17 protein-coding genes and 2 tRNA genes are annotated in these 24,449 nt (G+C 42.9%); 18 read left to right on the top strand and 1 reads right to left on the bottom strand.

All coding sequences use genetic code 11. The features are described from left to right. Nucleotides 1-28: 28 nt before the first annotated feature. Complete coding sequence (locus MHN30_RS10430; protein ID WP_010604622.1) at nt 29-694, bottom strand: Bax inhibitor-1/YccA family protein; 666 nt, start codon at nt 692-694, stop codon at nt 29-31. Nucleotides 695-991: 297 nt separating this feature from the next. Between MHN30_RS10430 and MHN30_RS10425 the strand changes: the two genes are divergently transcribed. From MHN30_RS10425 to MHN30_RS10340, 18 genes are all read left to right on the top strand, one after another. Beyond that, nucleotides 992-1,082: transfer RNA gene (locus tag MHN30_RS10425), tRNA-Ser, on the top strand. 42 nt (nt 1,083-1,124) lie between these two features. Next, nucleotides 1,125-1,215, top strand: a tRNA-Ser gene (locus tag MHN30_RS10420). Between the two features lie 181 nt (nt 1,216-1,396). Next, nucleotides 1,397-1,774 (top strand): hypothetical protein, encoded by a 378-nt coding sequence (locus MHN30_RS10415; RefSeq protein ID WP_239359504.1) that lies wholly within the window; start codon nt 1,397-1,399, stop codon nt 1,772-1,774. A gap of 121 nt (nt 1,775-1,895) precedes the next feature. Next, complete coding sequence (locus MHN30_RS10410; protein ID WP_010371559.1) at nt 1,896-2,354, top strand: GAF domain-containing protein; 459 nt, start codon at nt 1,896-1,898, stop codon at nt 2,352-2,354. Further along, entirely contained in the window at nt 2,354-2,632 is a 279-nt protein-coding gene (locus tag MHN30_RS10405; RefSeq protein ID WP_010371557.1) for a hypothetical protein, read from the top strand. The genes MHN30_RS10410 and MHN30_RS10405 overlap by 1 nt, the downstream gene beginning before the upstream one ends. Nucleotides 2,633-2,647: 15 nt before the next feature. After that, nucleotides 2,648-3,298, top strand: a complete 651-nt coding sequence (proQ, locus tag MHN30_RS10400; RefSeq protein ID WP_039495719.1) for an RNA chaperone ProQ — start codon at nt 2,648-2,650, stop codon at nt 3,296-3,298. 10 nt (nt 3,299-3,308) lie between these two features. Then, the gene (gene prc, locus MHN30_RS10395) at nt 3,309-5,345 is read left to right on the top strand and encodes a carboxy terminal-processing peptidase (RefSeq protein ID WP_239359502.1); all 2,037 of its coding nucleotides are present in this window, start codon (nt 3,309-3,311) and stop codon (nt 5,343-5,345) included. Between the two features lie 224 nt (nt 5,346-5,569). After that, nucleotides 5,570-7,051: a Na+/H+ antiporter NhaC gene (gene nhaC, locus MHN30_RS10390; RefSeq protein ID WP_039495721.1), complete on the top strand. Its 1,482-nt coding sequence runs from the start codon at nt 5,570-5,572 to the stop codon at nt 7,049-7,051. A 135-nt stretch (nt 7,052-7,186) separates the two neighbouring features. Then, the gene (gene pepN / locus MHN30_RS10385; RefSeq protein WP_239359500.1) at nt 7,187-9,772 is read left to right on the top strand and encodes an aminopeptidase N; all 2,586 of its coding nucleotides are present in this window, start codon (nt 7,187-7,189) and stop codon (nt 9,770-9,772) included. Continuing rightward, a complete protein-coding gene (locus MHN30_RS10380; RefSeq protein ID WP_010604628.1) occupies nt 9,773-9,994 on the top strand; it encodes a DUF2835 domain-containing protein in 222 nt (73 codons plus the stop codon). A gap of 249 nt (nt 9,995-10,243) precedes the next feature. Further along, nucleotides 10,244-12,343 carry a DUF1302 domain-containing protein gene (locus MHN30_RS10375; RefSeq protein WP_130163974.1) on the top strand — a complete coding sequence of 700 codons (2,100 nt, stop codon included), beginning with the start codon at nt 10,244-10,246 and terminating at the stop codon, nt 12,341-12,343. A gap of 11 nt (nt 12,344-12,354) precedes the next feature. Further along, on the top strand, nt 12,355-13,722 hold the full coding sequence (locus tag MHN30_RS10370) for a DUF1329 domain-containing protein (RefSeq protein WP_039495726.1): 1,368 nt from the start codon (nt 12,355-12,357) through the stop codon (nt 13,720-13,722). Nucleotides 13,723-13,800: 78 nt separating this feature from the next. Next, nucleotides 13,801-14,802 carry a YCF48-related protein gene (locus MHN30_RS10365; protein ID WP_239359634.1) on the top strand — a complete coding sequence of 334 codons (1,002 nt, stop codon included), beginning with the start codon at nt 13,801-13,803 and terminating at the stop codon, nt 14,800-14,802. Then, a complete protein-coding gene (locus MHN30_RS10360; protein WP_130163975.1) occupies nt 14,802-17,123 on the top strand; it encodes an MMPL family transporter in 2,322 nt (773 codons plus the stop codon). Before MHN30_RS10365 ends, MHN30_RS10360 begins: the two co-directional genes overlap by 1 nt. Before the next feature lie 211 nt (nt 17,124-17,334). Further along, on the top strand, nt 17,335-22,173 hold the full coding sequence (locus MHN30_RS10355; protein ID WP_039495730.1) for an NAD-glutamate dehydrogenase: 4,839 nt from the start codon (nt 17,335-17,337) through the stop codon (nt 22,171-22,173). A 137-nt stretch (nt 22,174-22,310) separates the two neighbouring features. Next, a complete protein-coding gene (pyrD, locus tag MHN30_RS10350) occupies nt 22,311-23,321 on the top strand; it encodes a quinone-dependent dihydroorotate dehydrogenase (protein ID WP_010371524.1) in 1,011 nt (336 codons plus the stop codon). A 121-nt stretch (nt 23,322-23,442) separates the two neighbouring features. Continuing rightward, on the top strand, nt 23,443-23,970 hold the full coding sequence (locus MHN30_RS10345; RefSeq protein ID WP_081489945.1) for a cell division protein ZapC domain-containing protein: 528 nt from the start codon (nt 23,443-23,445) through the stop codon (nt 23,968-23,970). A gap of 90 nt (nt 23,971-24,060) precedes the next feature. Beyond that, nucleotides 24,061-24,444: a zf-TFIIB domain-containing protein gene (locus MHN30_RS10340; RefSeq protein ID WP_130163977.1), complete on the top strand. Its 384-nt coding sequence runs from the start codon at nt 24,061-24,063 to the stop codon at nt 24,442-24,444. Nucleotides 24,445-24,449: the final 5 nt, after the last annotated feature.

Below are 24,449 nucleotides of genomic sequence, written 5' to 3'. Positions count from 1 at the left end.
TGGGGCTTATTTTATCAGAAATTCTGAGTTAGTCATCCGACGCGCCTAAAAGGGCAAGGATACTGGTGAATAAGTTATAAATACTTAAATACAAGCTCACAGTCGCAAGCACGTAGTTTGTCTCGCCGCCGTTGATGATGCGGCTTGTATCGTAAAGGATAAAGCCAGACATTAATAAAACGACTGCCGCGTTAATTGCCATGAACGCGATGCTTGATCCAATGAACAAGTTTACTAGGCTTGAGATAATAACCACGATTAAACCAACCGTTAAAAAGCCACCCATAAACGAGAAGTCTTTTTTCGTAGTTAGTGCATAAGCTGATAAACCGAAGAAAATTAACGCTGTTGTGCCAAGTGCTTGTGCTATCAACATGCCACCATTTGGTAGTGCAGCATAGTGATTAAGCATAGGCCCAAGGCCGAAACCTAAAATACCAGTAAATAAGAATACAAGACCGATAGCAGAAGATGAGTTTGCTTTTTTACCGATAACAAATAGCAAACCAAATGCAACTAATGAACAAACAATACCGGTAAATGCTGGTAATGCCATTGTCATTGAAATTGCGGCTGTTACTGCACTAAACGCTAATGTCATTGCCAATAGGAAGTAAGTGTTTTTCAACACTTTGTTTGTTTCCATTGTCGACATGACAGGTTTTGCAGTGTTGTATGAATGATTGAATGCCATGATTCAAGCTCCTTAATAAAACATGCTGATCCCAAAAATAACTAAGATAAGAGTATCAATTGTTATATGTTGGGGCAATGATTTCTGGATCAATATCTGTCGTTAATTGGGTCTCTACGGCAATATTTACTCAATACGTAAGACTTTGAATATTTTCAAAAGTTCGCTGAAATATTAAAAATACGCATAATTTTGACTGGTTCTTAGACGATTGAGCCAAATTTTACGCAAACGATCAAATAATTGAAAAAAAAGCTTCACAAGCGGATAGGGATTCTCTATTATTCGCCCCGCTGCGGAGAGATGGCTGAGTGGTTGAAAGCACCGGTCTTGAAAACCGGCATACGTTAATAGCGTATCTAGGGTTCAAATCCCTATCTCTCCGCCACTTATTTTAGATTCATGCTATTGAGCGTGGATAACAGGTTTTGGAGAGATGGCTGAGTGGTTGAAAGCACCGGTCTTGAAAACCGGCATACGTTAATAGCGTATCTAGGGTTCAAATCCCTATCTCTCCGCCACATTCAAAGCCCTCAAATTTGAGGGCTTTTTTGTTTCTGATATCAGAAATCTCCCGTATTGCGATTTCACCAGTATCCTCTCGAAAAAATACCTATTAGACCAAAGTCGGCTAGTGCCGAGGCACTGCTTGCACAATACTCAATAGAGTTGAATGAATAATAAGTGTAGAGAGTGTTGAATATGAAACAAGTTAGCAAAGGGGTTGGGTTCTCTTTATTATCACCGTTAATCGTGGGTGGTGTGCTTGGGATTTACTACAGCTTTACACTCGGTCGCAGTGAAATGTTCTTTAACTTACTACTGAGCGCAATTTCTAACGCATATATCGTTGGTCTTGCAATGTGCCTTTTCGTTGTTCCTGGATATATCCTTATGTTTAGGTACAACAAGGTGCAATATGGTGGTCTGTTAACACTGGGCTTACTTGGTGGTGCGGTATTTAGCTATCTTTTCGCGGCACAATCGGGTATCGGTTTTATTGTTAACGCCTTAATGTCAATGCTCGCCGCGGGGCTATTCTTGTTTGGTTTACGGGCAGGTCATCGTAAAACTGAGTGATAATTAACCGAGCAGTGTCAGTTTTACAGATAATTAATACTTTTTCAGTCGAAAAGGTTTTAATTATTTCTCCGAAAGAGTACCTTTAGCTTTTGTCGTTCAATTCGTGAATTTGATGGTAATGCAAAAGCAAGACTTTTATCAGACTTTAGTTAAACAAGCTCAAGGGCTAATCAGTGGTGAACACAATGTGATTGCCAATATGGCAAACTTGAGTGCGCTTTTATTTACAACGCTTGAAGATATCAACTGGGCAGGCTTTTATCTTATGGATAGCGCTGAAGAGTTGGTTCTTGGGCCATTCCAAGGCAACCCCGCTTGCATCCGAATTCCTGTTGGTAAAGGGGTATGTGGTACAGCCGCAGCAACTTGTGAAACGCAATTGGTTGAGGATGTTCATGCGTTTGCTGGCCACATTGCTTGCGATGCAGCATCAAATTCAGAAATTGTGATCCCTGTTTTTAAAGATAATAAAGTGATTGCCGTGCTAGACATTGACAGTCCTAGTCTGGCAAGATTTGACGAGCAGGATAAGATCGGATTAGAAGCGTTAGTTAAAGCGTTTGAGGAAACGCTTTAATGAAAGATATGCTTCAGGTACAAGATTATTTGTTTTCCTACGCCGACGTTGGTGATTGGGAAGGCGAAGAAGAAGTTGTTGCAGAACGCTTAAATGAACTTATTCATCACGCATGGGATTTGCTTCCCGAAGATTTAGACTGTGACACAATAGATAGGCTCATAGAAGGTATTTGGGAACATCTTCGCGGTGATTTAGCGCTTCTTGAAGCAGATATAGAAGAGCTAATTGACTGGGTTACACACTATATAAACTCGTCGCTCGATGAGCAGATGTAATTAATAGGTTTAAAAATGGAAACCACAAACAAGCTAAAAGACACAAATGAAGTATTAGACTTCTTATTTTCAGAATTTCCTAACTGCTTCAAGCAAAAGGAAGGGATTAAGCCATTAAAGGTTGGTATTTTCAAAGATATCGCTGAGCGTATTGAGGGGTCTGACAAAGTCAGTAAAACTCAAGTACGTCAAGCACTTCGTAAATACACTTCAAACTGGCGTTATCTCGAAGCAGTCACTAAGAACGAGTTTCGTGTAGACCTAGACGGCAATCAAGCAGAAAAGGTTGAACAAGAGCACGTTGAACACGCAGAAAAAGCATTGGCCGAGAGCCGTGCAAAAATGGCTAAGCGTAAAAAGCCACAGCGTCCAAACAATCGCGATGGCGAAACAAAATCTTACAAAAAGAAACCTCACTCTAGGGATCGTCAAGACCAAAAGCGCCCTAAAATGAGTAGTAAACCTGCTGAAGTTAAACCAAAGCGTAGTGGTAAAGTTGAACCTTTACCGGCTGAACAGGTCAAGGTTAATAACAAAGTTAAAGTTAAACTTGGTCAAGCACTTGTTAACGCTACTATCACTGAAGTCAAAAATGATGAAGTGCACGTAGAGCTTGTAACAGGAATGCAAGTTAAAACTAAAGCAGATAGCCTATATATCCAGTAAGGAGTTGTATATGAGTAAAAAGTTACCACTCATTTCCCTAGTCGCCGCGTTCGTATCGAGTGTTACTTTAGCCTCAACAAGCACAGTCACTATTAAGGACTTGCCGGTTCTTAAACCTGAAGCGCAACATACAACGGCTAGTAAACGAGTGACTAACCTATTTACTCGACAACACTACAAACGCTTCAGCTTTGATGACAGCTTATCGGATAAAATTTTCGATCGTTACGTAGAAGCCATCGACTTTAATAAGTCTTTGCTTCTACAGTCGGATATCGATAGTTTTCAACAATATCGTAAGCAATTTGATGATGCATTGATCTCAGGAAAACTGGGTTTTGCTTATGATATGTTTAATCTAAGCATGAAGCGTCGCTTTGAGCGCTATGATTTTGCCATTGCCTTACTCGACAAAGAAATGAACTTTGACAAAAAAGATGAGTTCATTTTTGATAGAGAAGAGCAAAATTATGCAACCGTGACAAGCGAACTTGACGAATATTGGCGCCAGCGTGTTAAATCTGATGCGCTGCGCTTAAAGTTGACTGGCAAAAATTGGGAAGAGATCAAAGAAGTCCTTACCAAGCGCTATAAAAACGCGCAAAAACGCCTAGTCCAAACGAACAGTGAAGATGCATTTCAAGTAATCATGAATGCGTTTGCACGCAGTATTGAAGCGCACACTTCCTATCTCTCGCCACGCCGAGCCGAACAGTTCAAAATGGATATGGACTTAGAGCTGGAAGGTATTGGTGCGGTATTAAGTTACGATGAAGATTACACTGTGATCCGTAGTTTAGTTCCTGGCGGCCCTGCGGACAAAACCGAAAAGCTTAAGCCGGACGACAAAATCATCGGCGTAGCACAAGATGATAAAGAATTTGTAGACGTTATCGGCTGGCGTTTAGATGATGTGGTTGATCTCATCAAAGGCCCGAAGGGGACCAAGGTTCGACTTCAATACCTTAAAGGTACTGATAGTCACGGTACGCCTAAAGTCGTTGAAATTGTTCGTGACAAAGTAAAATTGGAAGATCGCGCAGTTAAGTCTTCTGTCTTTGAAGCCAAGTATTCTGAGCTACAAAGCAAAATAGGCGTGATAGAAATCCCGAGTTTCTACAATAATCTTTCTCAAGATGTAAAAACTGAAATCGCTAAACTTAAAGAAGCCAAAGTAGATGGGGTTATCATTGATCTTCGCCAAAATGGTGGTGGCTCACTTTACGAAGCGACCCAGCTATCCGGTCTATTCTTTGACCAAGGTCCAGTTGTTCAGATCCATACCGCTTATAACCGGGTTGAAAGTCAACAAGATAGAGATGGCATTACCTTCTACGATGGACCTTTGACTGTTTTGGTTGACCGCTATAGTGCATCGGCATCTGAGATTTTTGCTGCTGCGATGCAAGATTATGGCCGAGCAGTGGTGATTGGTGAGCAAACCTTTGGTAAAGGCACCGTGCAACAACATCGTGGCCTCGGTAAAAATTACGATTTATTCGAGAATCCTTTGGGAAGTGTAACCTACACTATTGCGAAGTTTTACCGTATCGACGGTGGCAGTACGCAACATAAAGGCGTGATCCCTGATATCTTGCTACCTTCGGCAATCAATCCTGAAGAGTGGGGAGAGAGCCAAGAAGATAATGCACTGCCTTGGGATAGTATTGTTCGAGCAAAATATGCGAGTCTAGATAACTTGTCGCCAACTATTCAATACTTGAGTAAGCGCCATGATGAGCGAGTAAAAGCAGAGCCAGAATTCGAATATATTTATAAAGATATTGAAGAATACAAAGCGCGCAAAGATGATAAGGCGATTTCATTAGTTGAAGCCGAGCGTATCAAGGAGCGTGAAGAACGCGATGATCTGGTATTGAAACGTACTAATGAAAGGTTGAAACGTCTCGGTTTAGAACCGGTTAAAGATTTGGATGATGCACCAGAGGTTATTTCGGAGTTAGACCCCTACCTTGAAGAGGCTGCGCTAATCACGCAGGACCTAATTTCATACGGGCGGATAGCCAAAAACGAAGTTAATAAATAATAAAAGGCGCTTCAAGCGCCTTTTATTATGCCTTTTACACTTACTTTTACTTTACAAATTTTGTTATCATCTGCCAGATTTTCTAAGCTGATACTCTTTTGAGGCTTTTTGAGAATGGTGCGTGGCTCGACCACTGGCAACCTAGCTACTCAAAACGGCTCAAAACGGTATACTGCAAATAAAATAATTATAAGCATGGGTCGTCGTGCGTAGGAGTATTCCTTTTGAAACAACAAAAACAGCCGTCATTTATTGACGCTCTTATACCGATCACTTTGTTGGTCGCTTTGCTCGGTGCTGCGGTGTACCTCTATGGTGACAGTTCATCATCAGGTCCAAACCAAATAGCCTTGCTTTTTGCAACATTCACTGCAGCGCTCGTCGGCCTAAAAAATGGTTTTACGTGGAAGACGCTTGAAGAAGCGATGATAAAGGGGATCACTATCTCTCTTGGTGCCATTATCATTTTATTGATGGTAGGTGCCCTAATAGGTACTTGGCTGCTGTCTGGTACCGTTCCCACACTGATTTATTACGGACTACAAATTATCAATCCAAGTTGGTTTTATGCCGCGAGTTGTTTGATTTGTGGGATTGTTGCGATGAGTATAGGTAGCTCATGGACGACGGCCGCAACCATAGGTGTCGCTCTACTAGGTGTGGCTACAGGGCTTGGCTTAGATCAAGTCGTAACCGCGGGTGCAGTCATTTCAGGTGCTTATTTTGGCGATAAGTTAAGCCCATTGTCTGAAACCACGAACTTAGCGCCTGCAGTTGCCGGTAGTGATTTATTTGATCATATTCAACATATGCTTTGGACCACAGTACCTAGCTTTGTAATCGCACTTATTATATTTATTGTCATGGGCTTTAATGCTGAAGCGTCAAGCGAGGCGGGACGAATAGATGAAATTGTTTCGATACTACAAACTAATTTCAACATTAACCTGTTAATGCTAGTTCCTTTGCTGGTGCTGCTTGGGCTTGCTATCAAGAAAATGCCTGCTTTTCCGGCGATTTCAATCGGCGCGGTGATAGGGGCGATATGGGCAGTGCTGTTCCAAGGTGATCTTATTGCAAGTCAAATTGATGCTAGCCAAGGCGAGTTAGTGGGCTATGTGAAATTGGTGTGGGCGACTTTCTTTGATGGTTTTGCATTGCAAACAGGCGATGCAAAAATGGACGACTTGTTAAGTGGCGGTGGCATGTCATCAATGCTAACGACAACTTGGCTGGTGATGACGGCATTGATGTTTGGTGCCATTATGGAAAAAACTGGCTTACTTGATGTCTTTGTACGCAGCATTCTTAAAATTGCAAAAAGCACGGGCTCACTAATTGCCTCGACTATTGCAACTTGTATTGGTACAAATCTAGTTGCCGCGGATCAGTACATCGCGATTGTTGTTCCTGGTCGTATGTTCAAAGAAGAATACAAAAAGCGCGGTTTGAAGAGTGTAAACCTCTCTCGTACGCTGGAAGACGGTGGCACAATCACTAGTCCACTGATCCCTTGGAACACCTGCGGCGCATATATGCAGAGCGTACTACTGATCAATCCGTTTGATTATGCCATGTACGCATTCTTTAACTTGATCAATCCTGTGCTGGCGGTCATCTACGCGTATCTTGGTATCAAGATCCTTAAGATTACGCCACCTACGGTAAACGCAGAAGAACCAAATGAGACAGCAGGCCGTGCATAAAATAGTGCATTTGCAATCTTGCTCAGGCCTTTTCCAACAGGTCAAATAGAAATTAAACGCCTATCCTTAGAATTGGCGATATCAAATTTGTTTTATCACTCGCCCCTTTTTGGGGCGTTTTTGTAAGGACTATATATGACTCAAAAACCACAAGCCAAATTTCTTAAAGATTACCTTGCACCAAGCCATACCGTTGATACGCTTTGCTTGACCTTTGAGTTAAGCCCAAGAAATACCATAGTGACTGCCGTAAGTCAGTTTGTCGCGGTGGGCAATGCGACACAATTAATATTGGATGGTGTCGACTTAGAGTTAGCATCTTGTCAGGTAAATGGTGAAGAGTGGCAAAGCCTTGAAAAATCTGACTCTGAATTGATTCTTTCTAACTTGCCAAAGGCCTTTGAGCTCAAAATTGTCACTAAAATTTCGCCGCAAACAAACACCTCACTTGAAGGTTTATACCTCTCTGACGGCGCTTATTGTACGCAATGTGAAGCGGAAGGTTTTAGAAAAATCACCTACTTTATGGATAGACCTGATGTACTGACGACTTATACGGTGACGATCATCGGTGAGTCAAAGTATCGTTACTTATTATCAAATGGCAATAAAGTTGAAGAAGGGAGCTTAAGTGACGGCAGACATTTTGCAAAATGGCACGACCCACACAAAAAACCAAGCTATTTGTTTGCCTTGGTTGCCGGCGATTTTGACGTATTAGAAGACAATTACAGCACAAAGTCGGGTAGAGAGGTGAAGTTGGCGCTATTTGTCGATAAAGGCAATTTACATAAAGCTCCCCATGCTATGACGTCACTAAAAAAGGCCATGGAGTGGGATGAGTCAAGGTTTGATTTGGAATATGATCTCGATATATACATGATTGTCGCGGTTGATTTTTTCAATATGGGGGCAATGGAAAACAAGGGACTAAATGTTTTTAATAGTGCCTGTGTGTTGGCAAGCCAAGAGACTGCGACAGACCGAGACTTTCACACCATTGAATCGATAGTTGGACATGAATACTTCCATAACTGGACTGGGAACCGGGTTACTTGCCGTGATTGGTTTCAGCTTAGTTTAAAAGAAGGCCTAACCGTATTTAGAGATCAGGAGTTTAGCAGCGATTTAGGTTCTCGAGGCCTCAACCGTATCGACGCAGTAATGGCGATGCGTACGCATCAGTTTGCAGAAGACGCGGGACCGATGGCACATCCGATAAGGCCACAGCAAGTTATCGAAATGAATAACTTCTATACCGTAACTGTTTATAACAAAGGCGCTGAAGTGATCCGCATGATGCATACCTTATTGGGGGAAGCAAACTTCCAAAAAGGGATGAAACTCTACTTTGAGCGTCATGACGGACAAGCAGTGACGTGCGATGATTTCGTTAATGCAATGATGGATGCTTCTGGTGTCGATTTAACGCAATTTAAACTATGGTACGAGCAATTTGGCACGCCAAGAGTAAAAGTGGCTACCGAGTATGACAAACAGGCACAAACATATTCAATTACGGTGAGCCAAAGCCATGCTGATGGCGACCCCGTAAAAGTGCCACTGCATATTCCTTTTAAGCTAGAGCTTTTGGATGGGCAAGGTGAAAGCATTCCGTTGCTAACAAAGCACGGAGAAATACAACGAGCGTTAGATATTACTGAATTTGAACAGCGGTTTGAGTTTGAGCAAGTTGTAAGTAAACCCGTTCCTGTATTACTAGAAGATTTCTCAGCGCCTGTGCTTATGGAGTACAGCTATACCATTGATGAGTTACTACACATATTGCGTTTTGCGCGTAGTGATTACGCTCGTTGGGAAGCAGTGCAGCAAATCTTTATGATTGAAGTTAAACGAGCGGTTACGTCAGGCGATTTCAAACTGGATCCAAAAGTCCTCGATGCGTTGTCCGCATTGGTGGAAACATTAGATGGAGACCTTGCGCTATTGGCCGAGTTATTGACTTTACCAACGTTTGATACGCTAGCTAGTCAATTTGAAATTATCCCAGTAGACAAACTCGTTTCAATTTCCGATGCATTTGAAATGCAAATTGCGCAATCACTGCAATCGGTGTTTGAACACGCTTATTTGTCTTTGCAAGACTCAGGCTCATTAGAAGCAAAGGATGTCGCGATCAGAGCCTTTAAAAATAAAGCGCTTTATTACTTAGCGAAAACAGATTCCGATAGTGTTGAGAGCGCGCTAGATAATCAATTTTCTTCAAGCAATATGACCACTAAGTTGGCATCATTAAAAGCCGCCGTCGCCGCGCAGCACACAAAGATGGAAAGCTTGTTCAGTCAATTCGATAGTCAATGGCGTCACGATAGTCTAGTCATGGATAAATGGTTTGCATTAAGTGCAAGCTTATCTAATGATGAGGTGATATCGAATATAAATGCGCTTTATGCGCATCCTTGTTTTGACAAAGGCAATCCTAACCGTGTTCGCGCATTGATAGGAAGCTTCGCAAGAAGTAACCCCGCGCAATTCCATCGTACAGATGGCAAGGGCTATGCGCTATTGGGAGACTTATTAGTGGAGCTAAACAACATCAATCCACAAAATGCGTCACGTATGATCACGCCGTTCATGTCATGGAAGCGTTATGATGAAACGCGCCAACAGCTGATGCGTGGGCAGTTGAGCCGTTTGGCAAACTTAGAAGGCTTGAGCGACGACTTATATGAGAAGGTAGAGAAGGCGCTAGCGCAGTAGATGAAAGAGTACTTCTTTTACATGGATTTGAGCTATGACAAGTGCCTCGGTTACTACTACGGGCACTATACTTCAGTGCAAGTGATTGAAGATGGGGGGAAGAGTATTCGCTTCCCCGCAGAGCGTATTCGCCCCTTTATTTCATCAATTGGGATCAGGGGAAGATTCCGTCTCATCTTGGATGATAGCAATAAGTTTCTATCGTTAGAAAAAGTCACTTAATCGAAGTGAAACTGCAAAACATATTTTATTTTTGTTAAATGAGTTTGTTATAAGCTTGAAATACGTGTTATAAATTATCTGGTAGGACGTCTTACCAAGAGTAAAATACGCCCCTAGAGGCGAAAAAGCGTTGATTTAGTTGAGCAGTATTTGTATTTTCGCGGTTTCGCTTCTATCGTTTAGACAACAAAAAACAATAACTCTAAGAGCTTAAGCTCTAGACATGACCCGCCAAAAGGGGGAGAAATAATGATAAAAAGATCGCTCTTTGTGAAAAACAAAATCATGCTCGGTCTTAGCGCGGCAGTAATGGGAGCTGCCGCCACGTCAGTACACGCGGCCAGTTTTGAAGTTGGTGATTTCGAAATTACCTTCGATTCGACTTTTTCTTATGGTCAAAGCATTCGCGTTGAAGATCGTAACTTTGATTTCATCGGTAAAAGTAATCATCCACAGTTTAACTGGGATGGTTATAAAGCAACCACTGGCAATACCATCTATTCTTCGTCACAGATCTGGTCACAACAGGGTGCCTATTCAAATAATGGTGATGCTGGTAACCTAAACTTTGACTCTGGAGATACTTTCTCTCAGTTGTTAAAAGGTACCCATGATTTAGCAATTACCAAAGATAACTATGGTTTGTTCACTCGTTTCATGTATTTCTACGACTTTGCGATGGAAGATGGGGATTTTGCATATAGCAACCCTGTTTCAGGCAAAAAAGTTGACCCGTGTGAAGACGACGATACCAGAAAACAAGTCTGTTCGGATTTACGCTTGCTAGATGCATTTGTTTGGGCGGATTTTGACCTCAATGATGGCAAAAACCCGCTCTCCGTGCGTTTAGGTCAGCAGGTAGTTAACTGGGGTGAAAGTACGCTTATTTCCCATGGCATTAACGTCAACCCAGTGGATATTGACCGTTTGAAAGCTCCTGGCTCTGAAGTAAAAGAAGCCTTTATCCCTGTAGGTATGCTTTGGGCGTCGATTGGTTTGTCTGAAAACGTCAACCTTGAAGGTTTTTATCAGTATCAATGGCATGAAACCAGATTGCCGGCAACAGGTAGTTACTTCTCAACCAATGATTTTGCATCTGAAAATGGTTATATGCAAAATGTTCAGCTTGGTTTTACCTCAAACCCTGATATCGATTTGTATCACCTCACTGACGCATTAAACAGTTTATATGCTGATGCAACTGCCGCATTGGTTGCTCAAGGCGTAGTGCCAACAGCACAAGCAGTTGGCAGCGCTGCAGCGTCCATGTATATGGCTTATCCGACTAAAGTGGCGCTTAAAGGAAAAGGGAATAACGGTAAGAGCGAACCTGATGATGGTGGTCAGTACGGTTTACGCTTAGGTATTTTCTCTCCAGAGCTAAACGACACTGAATTTGGTTTGTATTACATTAATTACCACAGCCGTAGACCTCTGATTTCCGGTAAAGCTTCTAACTTTACAGGGCAAGCGATCATGGCTGATTTAGCTTACATCGCACAAAATCAAATTACCGCAGACAATGTCACTAACCTAAATGCCTTTACTCAAGCGCAAATTACCTACCCAGAAGACATCAAACTGTATGGTTTAAGTTTTAATACCGCAATTGGTGAAACCGCATTTGCTGGTGAAGTGGCATATAGACAAGATGAACCACTACAGATAGATGACGTTGAACTACTTTACGCGGGTATGGTTGAGCAGTTAGCCGCTGCGGGTCTGCGTGATGATTTGGCTGGTTTATCTCAGCTTAGTCAAGGGGACGATGTTGCTTATGTGGGTCCTGGTGAAGTCGCGCAAGGTTATATTTTGCGAGACACTATTCAAGCACAGTTTACTGCAACACATTTGTTTGGACCATCGCTAGGCGCAGATAGCTGGGCAGTGGTTGGTGAAGTAGGTGCTGTTACTATTAAAGACATGCCAGAGTACGATGAGCTTCGTTTGAATGTTTCAGGTACTGGCCGAAGCGGCACGATTGAGGGGCTTTCTGGCCGAGATTACAATCTTATCCACCAAGCGGTTTCAAATGGTCCAGAGACCAATCCATTCCCATCGGCTTCTGCATGGGGCTATCGCCTTATTGCTAAGGGTGAGTATAACAACCTATTCAGTGGTGTGAATTTTTCTCCACGCGTAGTGTTCTCACATGATGTTAACGGTATCACCCCGGATCCTATGTTCTTGTTCATTGAGGATCGTAAATCGCTAGGCATTAATCTTAACTTTAACTACCTAAATTCGTGGTCATTTGATTTTGGCTATAACACGTTTTGGGGTGGTGGTAAGACGAATACCTTTGCGGACCGTGATTTCATCTCATTCAACATTAAGTATTCAATTTAAGGGCTTTCGATATGTTTAGAAAACCTACATTTATCGCAGCAACAATAATTACAATGCTGTCTGCCAGCAGCGCTATGGCTAAGATGAGCGCTGACGAAGTTGCACGTTTAGGTAAAGACTTGACGCCTATCGGTGCAGAGAAAGCGGGTAATGCTGATGGCAGTATTCCGGCTTGGAATGGTGGGATCACAGCGCCTCCAGCTGGTTATGAAGTGGGCATGCACCATCCAGATCCATTTGCTGATGACAAAGTATTGTTCACAATTGATAAATCAAATTTAGATAAATACAAGTCATTGCTAAGCCCAGGTCAAATTGCGCTATTTGAAACGTATCCAGAAACGTTCAAAATGAACATTTACCCAACTAGACGAAGCGCGTCTTATCCGCAGTTTGTGTATGATGCAACAAAGAAATACGCATCTACAGCAGAGCTTATCGAAGGTGGTAACGGCATTAAAAATACCGCTATCGGTATCCCGTTTCCAGTGCCAAAAGATGGCTTAGAAGCTATCTGGAACCACCTATTGCGTTTCCGTGGCTTGTCGATTGCACGTTACGGCGGTCAAGCGATGCCCACGGAGTCAGGTGCATACAACATTATCGGTTTCGATGAGCAATTACTGGTTAAGTACTCTGCAACAGATGCAACGCCTGAAGCGTTGCAAGAGTCAAATATCCTGTTTAAGTTTAAGCAGCAAGTGACAGAACCTGCACGTCTTGCTGGAACTGCATTGCTTGTGCATGAAACCATGGACCAAATTTTGACACCTCGTCAGGCTTGGACCTATAACGCAGGCCAGCGTCGTGTAAGACGTGCGCCAAACGTTGCATATGATGCACCAGGAACTGCGTCAGATAGCTTACGTACAACAGATGACTTTGATATGTTTAACGGCTCTCCAAACCGTTATGATTGGAAACTTGTTGGCAAAAAAGAGATGTATATCCCTTACAACAGTTACAAACTACATAGCGACAAGCTGAAGTATGATGATATCTTGATGGCCGGTCATATCAACCCAGAGCATGTAAGATATGAAAAGCACCGCGTATGGGTAGTTGAAGCTAACCTGAAAGAAGGTACTCGCCATATTTACAAAAAGCGTGTGTTCTATATTGATGAAGATAGCTGGCAAATCCACGTAACGGATATCTATGATAACCGTGACCAGATGTATCGCGTTGCGATGGCACATGGTCTTAATTACTACGAAGTGCCGACACATTGGAGTACGTTGGATGTCTATCATGATCTAAACTCTCGTCGCTACCTTGCGATTGGGTTAGATAACGAAGAAGACATGTATGACTTCAGTCAGTCTTTCAACGATAACGAGTTTACTCAGGGTGCGCTGCGCCGTGAGGGTCGCCGTTAATCAAATATTATCAGGCTGAAGCAACCTCGCTTCAGCCTTCTTCCTCCTTTCCTCTCACAACTCGAGTGTTTTCTCATGATGAAGAAGTTAGTAGCAGCCTCGATTTTAACTATGGCGCATGTAGCAGTAGCCGAAAGTAGTGATCAGATTTCTGCAAAATCAGCCCTGATGGTCGCTCACCCAGAGCAAACGCTTTTCACGGATATTACAGATAACGGTGATGCGTTAATTGCGGTAGGTAAACACGGCACAATAATTATTAAACAAGAAGGGCAAAACTGGACGCAGGCAGAGGTGCCAATTCAATCACTGTTAACCTCTGTGACATTCAAAGGCAAAGATATTGGTTGGGCTTGTGGCCACGACGCTAGCATAATCAAAACCACAGATGGTGGCAAAACATGGGCGCTAAAACAATATCTACCAACATTGGAAAAGCCTTGTCTTGATATTGAGTTTATTGACCAACAACACGGCTTTGCTGTGGGCGCTTATGGCATGTTTTTTGAAACCACTGATGGTGGTGAGTCTTGGACAAAACGTTTTATCAGTGAATTTGTTCACCCCGATGATGTCGACTACTTAGCCGATTTAAAAGAGCAAGACCCCGCGGCATATGAACAAGAAACGGCGTTTATTCTTCCCCATTTTAATCGCCTGTTAATAGCCGAAGGCATGATGTACCTTGCCGGTGAAATGGGACTTGTGGCACAAAGTGATGACTTAGGAAAAACATGGCAAAAATTTGAGCCTTTTTATCGCGGTTCATTTTTTGCTGTTGATCAAACCTCAGATAACCAACTTATTGTTGCAGGCCTTAGGGGCAACGCATTTATTGGTAATGCACAGCAAGTAGTGCAACTTGATACTCAAAAAACGGCGACTATAAATAGTATTGCCCACAAAGATAATGTGACCTATATGTTTGCTAACAGCGGCGTAATATTCACGTTGAAAGCAGGTAAGCTAACCTCAAAACAACTAAAAAACGGCCACTCTATTTTAGCAGGTGTGGTTAAAAAGAATCAGCTAATTCTAGCGACGGAGCAGGGGATTGCTGAGGTAGAGGTGAACAACTAATGCAAGCGTTTTTAAATCAATTGGTATACGCCATCTTTAGGCATCGTCTTACCGTCGTGTCTTTTTTCGTACTGACGACGATATTTTTGGGCTTCAAAGCCACACAAATTCAGCTCGATGCGTCATTTAACAAAAATATTCCACTAAATCATGAATACATGAAAGTTTACTTGAAGCACGAAAAACAGTTTGGTGGTGCAAATAGTATTCTTATTTCTGTTTGTGACAAAGATGGTGACATCTTTAATGAGCCATTTTTCACTCAGCTAAAGGCGGTGCATGATCAGCTCTATTTTATCCCAGGTGTTAATCGTCCACTGGTGAATTCAATCTTTGCACCCAGTGCGAGATTCGTTGAGGTGGTAGAAGACGGCTTTGCCGGTGGACCTATTATTCCCGCTAATTTTCAACCTACTGAACAAGGCCTAGCGGTTGTAAAGCAGAACATTGAAAAAGCAAAAGTTGTGGGTCGTATGGTTGCAAGCGACTATTCTTGTGCCATGGTAACCGCTCAGCTAATGGAAACCGATCCGCAAACTCAAGAAAAGCTTGATACCTTAGCCTTTGCGCAAAAATTAGAGTCTGAGATCCGAGCGCCTCTTAGCACTGACAAAGTGAGCATACATATTATTGGCTTTGCGAAAATGGCCGGTGACATTGCTGATGGTGCGAAAGGTGTAGTGCTTTTCTTTGCGTTAGCAATTGCTTTTACCTTTATTATGGTCTGGATGTTCTGTAAGAGCTTTAAGCTTACGCTGCTTCCGATTGTTTGTTCATTTATTGCTGTGATTTGGCAGATGGGCTTACTCAGTACTTTGGGTTTTGGTGTTGATCCCATGTCTATTTTGGTGCCTTTCTTAGTCTTCGCTATTGGCGTGAGTCACGGTGTGCAAATGATCAACGCGATAGGTAAAAAAGTAGCGGAAGGGGTAAGCTGCAAAGTGGCTGCTGAAGCGAGCTTTAAAGCATTACTTATCCCAGGTGGCATTGCTCTACTTTCGGACACCGTTGGCTTCTTAACTTTACTGGCAATCGATATCGGCATTATTCGTGAACTTGCTATTACTGCCAGTTTAGGGGTTGCAGTTATTATCTTTACCAACTTGGTACTGCTTCCTGTAATGGCATCGTTCTTTGAGTCTGCAAATATTAAGCGACTTGGTGATGGTAAAAACGCCAGCCATGGTATGTTTGAGGCAATGCGAGAGGCCTTGGTGAAAACCACAGACAAAAAAGTGGCCAGAGTGATTTTACTTATCAGTGCAGTACTATTCGCATTTGGCTACTGGCAATCTGAAAAAATGCGTATTGGTGATTTACATGCTGGTGCACCGGCGCTACATGAAGATGCCAGATACAACCAAGACACTTTCCTTATCTCAGACCGTTATGCCATTTCTTCTGATATTTTAAAGGTAATTGTAGAAGCGACACCTGCGGCTTGTACTGAGCACGATACAATGGAGCGTATTAGTCGTTTCCAATGGCGAGTAGAAAACTTACCGAGTGTACAATCGGCTGTTTCTTTAAGCTCCGTTGCACAAGCGGTTAATGCTGGGTACAACGAAGGTAACTTAAAGTGGCAGACGTTACCAAGAAATACCGCTTCTCTAGTTCAAGCTACTTCTCGAGTGGAGACCAGCTCTGGGCTACTTAACGGTGATTGTTCGGTGATGCCTATTATCATCTTTATGGCAGATCATAAGGCCGAATCTATCGACCATGTGATTGCAAAAATCAAAGCGTTCTCAGAAGAAGAGGGAACTGATGACGTTGCCTTTAAATTAGCATCAGGTCCAATCGGTGTGATGGCGGCAACAAATGAATCCGTTTCCGAGGCGCAGGTTCCTATGATGATCTACGTGTACGGCGCGGTGATTCTGTTGTGCTTAGCGAGCTTTAGGAGCGTGCGAGCGACTATCGCAGTGGTACTACCTTTATATGTGGTATCAACGCTGGCTCAGGCGCTTATGGTGCAGCTTGAAATCGGTTTAACGGTATCGACGCTACCGGTAATTGCTTTGGGTGTGGGAATAGGTGTCGATTACGGCATTTATATTCTATCCTCTATGATGGGACAGCTTAAGCAAGGTATGCCATTGTCGGTTGCCTATCGAAATGCGCTTGCTGAACGAGGCAGTGCGGTACTGTTTACTGGTATCACATTGGCGATTGGCGTAAGCACATGGATTTTCTCTGCGCTTAAGTTCCAGGTTGATATGGGTATCCTTTTAACCTTCATGTTCTTGGTAAATATGCTGGGTGCTGTGCTGCTTTTACCGGCAATTGGAACGCTTATCTGGTCTGACCAGAAAAAATAATGTGAATAATTGTGCTCCTTTTTATTTGGTATTGGCGATTTATATCTATTTTTTGTGAATAGATGAGCAAACAGCTGAAAAGCTTGAAATGTTTTCGTCAAAAAGGCTGTTTATTAGCGTCAGAAAGGTTAGAATTTACCTGACTCCACGCTAATAAATGGCTGTACAAATAATCTACCGTTCAAAGGTGGTATAGATTAAGGAACACATAATGACACAAAATGAAGGCACAGCTTCTGTTATCCTAGATAACGTCTGCAAGCTTATCCATAAAAAAGTCCATGCTGACAAAGTGTCACTTGTCGAAACGTTTGCCAAAACCTTGTACAGCAATATGTCTAAAGAGGATTTGGCACATCGTAACGACAGTGACTTATACGGCGCAGCATTGAGCCTTTGGAATGCCCTTGATAAAAACAAGTCTGACGATGCCGTCATTCGCGTTTTTAATCCTGAGGTTGCAAAGGATGGATGGCAATCATCGCATACGATTGTCGAGATAATCGCTAAAGATATGCCGTTTTTGGTTGATTCAGTGCGCATGGCGATGAATCGCAAAAACATAGTCTCTCACCTATTACTTCATTCTCCACTTAAGTTACAAAGAAACGATGCTGGTGCAATCACCGCGGTTTCTAACTTAAAAGCAGAACAAGAATCTACGTCTACTAAGACCGTATTCTTTATCGAAATCGACAGGCAAACAGATGATTCGGTGATCGCTGATTTTACAGCTGAGCTTGAATCTGTCTTAAATGATGTTTCTGTTGCGGTTGCTGATTGGCTACCAATTCGCGATAAATTGGTGAGCGTAAGTAAAGAGCTGCCGACCCGTCATTATAGTTGTTCAAAAGAAGAAGTTGCTGAAGCCGTCGAGTTTTTAGACTGGCTGGTTAGCGACAACTTTACCTTTATGGGCTACCGCCAATATGATTTGACTCCAGTTCAAGGTGACTATGAGCTGAAGCCAGTTGAAGGCACAAGTCTCGGACTAATGAAAAACTCAGGTGATGACCACAGTCGTTTATTGTCTGAACTGCCTGAAGTTGCGCGCAAAGAAGCACGTAGTAACAACTTGTTGATCTTAACCAAGACAAATTCACTTTCGCGCGTTCATAGACCAGCGTATATCGACTATGTTGGTATCAAGCGTTTTGATGATGAAGGTAACGTGATTGGTGAAGACCGTTTCATTGGCTTGTTCTCTTCTAGCTTCTACAACAACAGTGCGGTAGATGTTCCGGTACTTAAGAGTAAAATTAACCGTATCATGGAGCAATGTGACTTTGCCAAAGGCACACATGCATACAAGGCGGTACTCAACATTCTTGAAACCTATCCACGTGATGAGTTAGTACAAGCACGCGAAAGCGAGCTACTTGAAGTGGCAATGGGCGTTCTACAAACTCAAGAGCGTGACATGTGTCGCTTATTTGTGCGTAAGGATGTGTATGGCCGCTTCTTCTCTTGCATGGTTTATGTGCCGAGAGAGCGATACAACACAGCGTTACGCCGTGAAACTCAACAACTGCTAGGCCGTGCATTTAAGTCTAGCGACAAAGTAGAGTTCACCACCTTTTTCTCTGAATCAACACTGGCGCGTACGCATTACATCGTGCGTGTTGATGACAACAACATAGATTACAACGTGAAAGAAATCGAAAATAACTTGGTAGAAGCCGCTCGTACTTGGGAAGATAAGCTACAATCTGCACTTCTTGAAAGAACGGGTGAGTCTCGTGGTAACGAGTTAAACCGTAAATATACGAATGCCTTCCAGTCTGCTTATAAAGACCAAGTGTTGCCAAGCGCAGCCGTCGTAGACATCGAAAAGCTAGAGCAACTAAATGATGACAACAAACTTGAGATGCTGTTCTACAGACCTCAGGAAGAAGCAACGTCACAACTTGTTCGTTTGAGCCTGTTCCATAAAGCAGAGCCTATTCACTTATCAGACGTGATGCCAATGCTTGAGAACTTTGGTCTACGTGTTATTGGTGAAACACCATACGCGGTGAAGACGACTGATGGTCAAGTAAACTGGATCATGGATTTCTCTATGCTTATCGACAGCAAAGGGATCACTGATTTTGACAAAGTATCAGCACGTTTCCGTGCGGCATTGACCAATGTGTGGAATAACCGCCTAGAAAACGATGGTTTCAACCGTTTAGTGTTATTAGGTGGTCTAACTGGTCGTGAAGCATCTATCCTGCGCGCATATGCTAAATACATGCGCCAAATTGGTGTGACGTTCTCGCAGTCTTACATTGAGAATACATTTGACCGCTACCCGCACATTGCAGCGATGATCGTTGATCTATTCGTGAAGAAGTTTGCACCGAAGAAAGTTGCCACTGAAAAGGCACTTCAGAAGGTTGTTGATGCTATCTACCTAGAGCTTGAAAACGTAGCGAATCTAGATGATGACCGTATCATTCGTTTGTACGTTGATATGATCAATGCAACGCTGCGTACTAACTTCTATCAAAAAGAAGCTGATGGCACGAATAAGTCGTACACGTCATTCAAGATCCAGCCAAGCGCAGTGCCAGATATGCCATTGCCATTACCAGCGTTTGAAATCTTCGTATACTCTCCACGCGTAGAAGGTGTTCACTTACGTGGCGGTAAAGTGGCTCGTGGTGGTCTACGTTGGTCAGACCGTCGTGAAGATTTCCGCACAGAAGTACTTGGCCTAGTTAAAGCACAGCAGGTTAAGAATACGGTTATCGTCCCTGTGGGTTCTAAAGGCGGTTTTGTTTGTAAACAACTTCCAACTGAACGTGAAGCGTTCTTCAAAGAAGGCCAAGAGTGTTACAAGATCTTCATCCGTGGTCTACTAGACATCACAGATAACATCGTACATGGTGACATTGTGCCGCCAGTGGATGTTGTACGTCACGACGAAGACGACCCATACCTAGTTGTTGCAGCGGACAAAGGGACTGCGACTTTCTCTGATATTGCAAATGGTATCGCTGAGTCTTATAACTTCTGGCTTGGTGACGCTTTCGCGTCAGGTGGTTCAGTTGGTTACGATCACAAGAAGATGGGTATTACTGCTAAAGGCGGTTGGGAATCGGTTAAGCGTCACTTCCGTGAAATGGACGTTGACTGTCAAACAACTGATTTCACAGCGGTTGGTATCGGTGACATGGGTGGTGACGTATTTGGTAACGGGATGCTGCTATCTAAGCACATTCGTTTACAAGCGGCATTCAACCACATGCACATCTTTATCGATCCAAACCCAGATGCGGCAAGCTCGTATGTAGAGCGTGAGCGTCTGTTTAATCTACCACGTTCAAGCTGGGAAGATTATAATAAGGATCTAATTTCTGAGGGCGGTGGTATTTTCTCTCGTGCAGCGAAAGCAATTACGCTAAGCGCTGAAATGAAGAAGATGATAGGCACTAAGAAATCGAGCATGACACCAAACGAGTTGATCAAAGCATTGTTGAAGATGCCAGTTGATTTACTGTGGAATGGTGGTATCGGTACTTACATCAAGTCTAAATCTGAAACTGACGCTGAAGTAGGCGACCGTGCAAACGACGCGCTACGTATCAACGGTGGTGAGCTTGGTGCGAAGATATTTGGTGAAGGTGGTAACTTAGGTGCTACTCAGCTGGGTCGTATCGAATTTGCTTCAAATGGCGGCCGCATCAATACTGACTTTATCGACAACGTAGGTGGTGTTGCCTGTTCGGATAATGAAGTTAATATCAAGATCCTACTTAACGGCCTAGTTGCTGAAGGTGAATTGACGAATAAGCAGCGTAACGAATTACTGTATTCAATGACTGATGAAGTATCAGAACTGGTACTGAAAGATTGCTATCGTCAAACGCACACGCTGTCGGTCACTAAGTCTAAAGGTCCAGCAACGCTGAAAGAGAAAGTACGCTTTATCCATGCACTTGAAAAAGACGGCAAGCTAAATCGTGCAATCGAATTCTTACCAACTGATGAAGAGCTAGCTGAGCGTGCGGCGGCAGGTAAAGACCTAACGCGTCCTGAGCTATCTGTATTGGTTTCTTACTCTAAGATGGTATTAAAAGAGACATTAGTTGTTGATGAGATCTCAGAAAATCCATACTACCGTCAGTTGCTAGTGAACTCGTTCCCAGCACCACTGCGCGAGCGCTTCAATGCTGCGATGGATAATCACCCGCTACGTAAAGAGATCATTGCAACGAAACTTGCAAACAATATCGTTAACGATATGGGTCTAAACTTCATGGTTCGTATGCACGAAGAGACAGGTGCAACGGACGCAGAAATTGCGGTTTGCTACTCAATTGCAAGTGCAATCTTTGAAATGAAGGAAACGTGGTCAGCGATTTCTGCGCTAGATAATAAGATCCCAGCGGCAGTTCAAACGGAAATGCTATATCAATTACGTCGTACAGTTCGCCGTGCAACGCGTTGGTTCTTGCGTCACCGTGACAAGTCTCAAACTATCGAGCAAACCATCGCGTTCTTTGCACCAACATTTAAAGATTTAAGTGCAAATCTACACAACTACATGGTTGCAAATGAAAGCGAGCAGATCGTTGATAAAGCTCGTGACCTTGAATCTCAAGGTGTGCCAGCTGAGATTGCACTGCGTATCGTGTCACTTTCAAGCTTGTTCTCGGTTATGGACTTAGCGGAAGTTGCACATAGCTCAGGTCGTAAGATCGGTGTTGTGTCTAATACCTACTTCACGCTTGGTGCAAACATGGGTCTACATTGGTTCCTTGACCAAATCACGGCTCAACCTGTTGCAAACCACTGGCAGGCGCTTGCTCGTGCTTCATATCGTGAAGAGCTTGATTGGCAACAGCGTTCATTGTCAGAGGTTGTGTTAAACAGCTTTGCTGGTGATGACAGTGATATCAATGAACAGATTGAACAGTGGATGGATAAGCAAGCAGGCTTACTACATCGTTGGCAGCAAATGCTAACTGAGTTTAAGACGTCGCAAAGTCATGACTTTGCTAAGTTCTCAGTTGCACTTCGTGAGCTAATGTTACTAAGCCATAACTGCGATACTTCCAAATAATCTAGAAATCGCTACAATACCCCGGCTTTGACTGGGGTATTTTTTTGTCTAATCCCATTGGCATAATCCATTTAGCTAAAGTTACGCTTGGGTAATTTTAGCTAAGTTGATTACGTTACCAATACTGAGGAGCTACCATGTTTTACGATCTTGCGCGTCGTTTTATGTTTAATAAAGATGCGGAGTGGGCACACGATTTTGCCCTAAACAACCTGCGCCGCTTTGCGAATACGCCAATGAGCCTTGCATGGTCTCAATCAGTTCAAGACAAACCGGTTAATTTTCTAGGGTTAGAGTTTAAAAATCCAGTCGGGTTGGCTGCCGGTCTTGATAAAAATGCTGAGTGTATCGAAGCATTTGCACAAATGGGTTTTGGTTTTATTGAAGTGGGAACTGTTACGCCGAGACCACAAGCGGGCAACGACAAGCCTCGGATCTTTCGTCTACCTGAAGCAAATGCGATTATTAATCGCATGGGATTCAATAACAAGGGCGTTGATTACCTAGTCAACAACGTAAAAGCAGCAAAATACGATGGGATCCTTGGGATCAACATTGGTAAAAATAAAGATACACCGAATGAGCAAGGTAAAGATGACTACATTCACTGTATGAGAAAAGTATTTGAGCATGCCTCATATATCACTGTGAATATCTCTTCACCAAATACACCGGGTCTGAGAGATCTACAATATGGCGAGGCGCTGGACGATCTATTGCAAAGCCTGAAAAATGAACAGATGGATCTGATCGCCAAGCATAACAAGTCGGTGCCTATGTTGGTAAAGATCGCACCAGATGTTGATGGTGTTCAATTAACTCAGATAGCAGAATCATTAGTTAATAATCGTATCGATGGTGTTATTGCAACTAATACAACATTAGCCCGTGATGCGGTAGAAAACCTAGAGCACGGTAATGAAGCAGGCGGTTTGTCTGGTAGACCTGTTCGTGAAAAATCGACGCATGTTGTCAGCGAATTGAAGCGTATTACCGACGGTAAGCTACCAATCATCGGTGTAGGTGGTATTGACAGTGCGGAATCTGCAAAAGAGAAATTTTCAGCTGGTGCAGATTTAGTACAAGTCTACACAGGCTTTATATATGAAGGTCCAGCGCTTGTTAAAAAGATCGTTTCGTCCTTATAAGGATCGGTCATATAACTAAATGATCCAAAACAAAACGTTATTATAAAAAATTTCATCATTGCGTTTTTCGCGTTATACTCCCACTTACTAGTTGAGCTAATTGGTTGGTGGGAGAGAAGTTTTGCAAGCTTCAAAAGAGTGGCAATGGATCCGCTGCACAGAAAGGAACAGGTTGTTAATTGATTTGGGTGACGAGCTTCAGCTTTGCACGCCTTTTCGTTTGCGCCACCTTACTGAGGACTCAACCGCTAATCCCAATTTTAGTCTCAGCGAAGCTGAATTTTATCAGAGTGTATTTTCCTACCTTTGCGGGTTTGGTGTTTGGAATGAGCCCAGATGCTGCCAAATCGCTTTAAATGCAACTGCGGCAAAGTTTCATCTGCAACCGATGCAAGCAAAAAGCTGGTTTTTTAAGCCATATTTTGGTGGTGAACCTGTGAGTGAGGCGGTTGTGTGTTTAAATTCCAAGTTAAGCCGCGGCGAGTTTCTAATTATCGAGCATGATGGTCAATCAAGCCTTTGTTTAAGCTTGAACGAGCAATTTATTCTTGATGAGGGAATAGAGCTTGAACAATTTCAAGCGATAAAAGTACTAAACGATCGGTTAGCGCCTCTTGTGTTAACACACCGAGTTCATCAAAGCGCATAGCCAAGTTCATCCTATCGTTTTATTGACCAGCAATTATTTCCTATATTAATCTGTACCTAATTTGAGTTGTTTGCTGATCTAGGGAACAGAATGCGCTGCCTCTGCGATAAAACATTAAAACTAACTTATACCGACGCTGAAGGACATTGCGGTTATCAATGTCAGTCATGCGGTGCCATTTGGTTGCCGCGCAAATTTATTGATTCCATTAAACATACTTATCACTTTAGTTATATCGATTTTATTGCAAAGCGGTCGTTGGTTGAGCGAGACGTTTTACAATTATGTCCTGATGATGGTCATACACTTAAAGACTATACGCTCTTTGAAGCTAGTTTTAGTGAGTGCGGGTGCTGTGGTGGCGTGTGGTTTGAAAAAGGGGAGCTCCATAACTTACTGCAAAATTACCAAAGCAAGAACTCGAACATAAGCGCGCTAGATAAGTTAGATTTTCTGAACTTGCTAAATTTTTAACGTAA

It is taken from the genome of Pseudoalteromonas sp. OF7H-1 (assembly GCF_022347825.1).
Classification (GTDB): domain Bacteria; phylum Pseudomonadota; class Gammaproteobacteria; order Enterobacterales; family Alteromonadaceae; genus Pseudoalteromonas; species Pseudoalteromonas maricaloris.
This window is presented reverse-complemented; position numbering and strand designations above follow the sequence as displayed.

Excerpts from the sequence above, each read along its gene's own strand:
- proQ (WP_039495719.1), top strand. The coding sequence starts at position 2,648 with ATGGAAACCACAAACAAGCTAAAAGACACAAATGAAGTATTAGACTTC.
- MHN30_RS10360 (WP_130163975.1), top strand. The coding sequence starts at position 14,802 with ATGCAAGCGTTTTTAAATCAATTGGTATACGCCATCTTTAGGCATCGT.
- pepN (WP_239359500.1), top strand. The coding sequence starts at position 7,187 with ATGACTCAAAAACCACAAGCCAAATTTCTTAAAGATTACCTTGCACCA.
- MHN30_RS10415 (WP_239359504.1), top strand. The coding sequence starts at position 1,397 with ATGAAACAAGTTAGCAAAGGGGTTGGGTTCTCTTTATTATCACCGTTA.
- MHN30_RS10380 (WP_010604628.1), top strand. The coding sequence starts at position 9,773 with ATGAAAGAGTACTTCTTTTACATGGATTTGAGCTATGACAAGTGCCTC.
- MHN30_RS10365 (WP_239359634.1), top strand. The coding sequence starts at position 13,801 with ATGAAGAAGTTAGTAGCAGCCTCGATTTTAACTATGGCGCATGTAGCA.
- MHN30_RS10375 (WP_130163974.1), top strand. The coding sequence starts at position 10,244 with ATGATAAAAAGATCGCTCTTTGTGAAAAACAAAATCATGCTCGGTCTT.
- prc (WP_239359502.1), top strand. The coding sequence starts at position 3,309 with ATGAGTAAAAAGTTACCACTCATTTCCCTAGTCGCCGCGTTCGTATCG.
- MHN30_RS10340 (WP_130163977.1), top strand. The coding sequence starts at position 24,061 with ATGCGCTGCCTCTGCGATAAAACATTAAAACTAACTTATACCGACGCT.
- pyrD (WP_010371524.1), top strand. The coding sequence starts at position 22,311 with ATGTTTTACGATCTTGCGCGTCGTTTTATGTTTAATAAAGATGCGGAG.
- MHN30_RS10370 (WP_039495726.1), top strand. The coding sequence starts at position 12,355 with ATGTTTAGAAAACCTACATTTATCGCAGCAACAATAATTACAATGCTG.
- MHN30_RS10430 (WP_010604622.1), bottom strand. The coding sequence starts at position 694 with ATGGCATTCAATCATTCATACAACACTGCAAAACCTGTCATGTCGACA.
- MHN30_RS10405 (WP_010371557.1), top strand. The coding sequence starts at position 2,354 with ATGAAAGATATGCTTCAGGTACAAGATTATTTGTTTTCCTACGCCGAC.
- MHN30_RS10355 (WP_039495730.1), top strand. The coding sequence starts at position 17,335 with ATGACACAAAATGAAGGCACAGCTTCTGTTATCCTAGATAACGTCTGC.
- MHN30_RS10410 (WP_010371559.1), top strand. The coding sequence starts at position 1,896 with ATGCAAAAGCAAGACTTTTATCAGACTTTAGTTAAACAAGCTCAAGGG.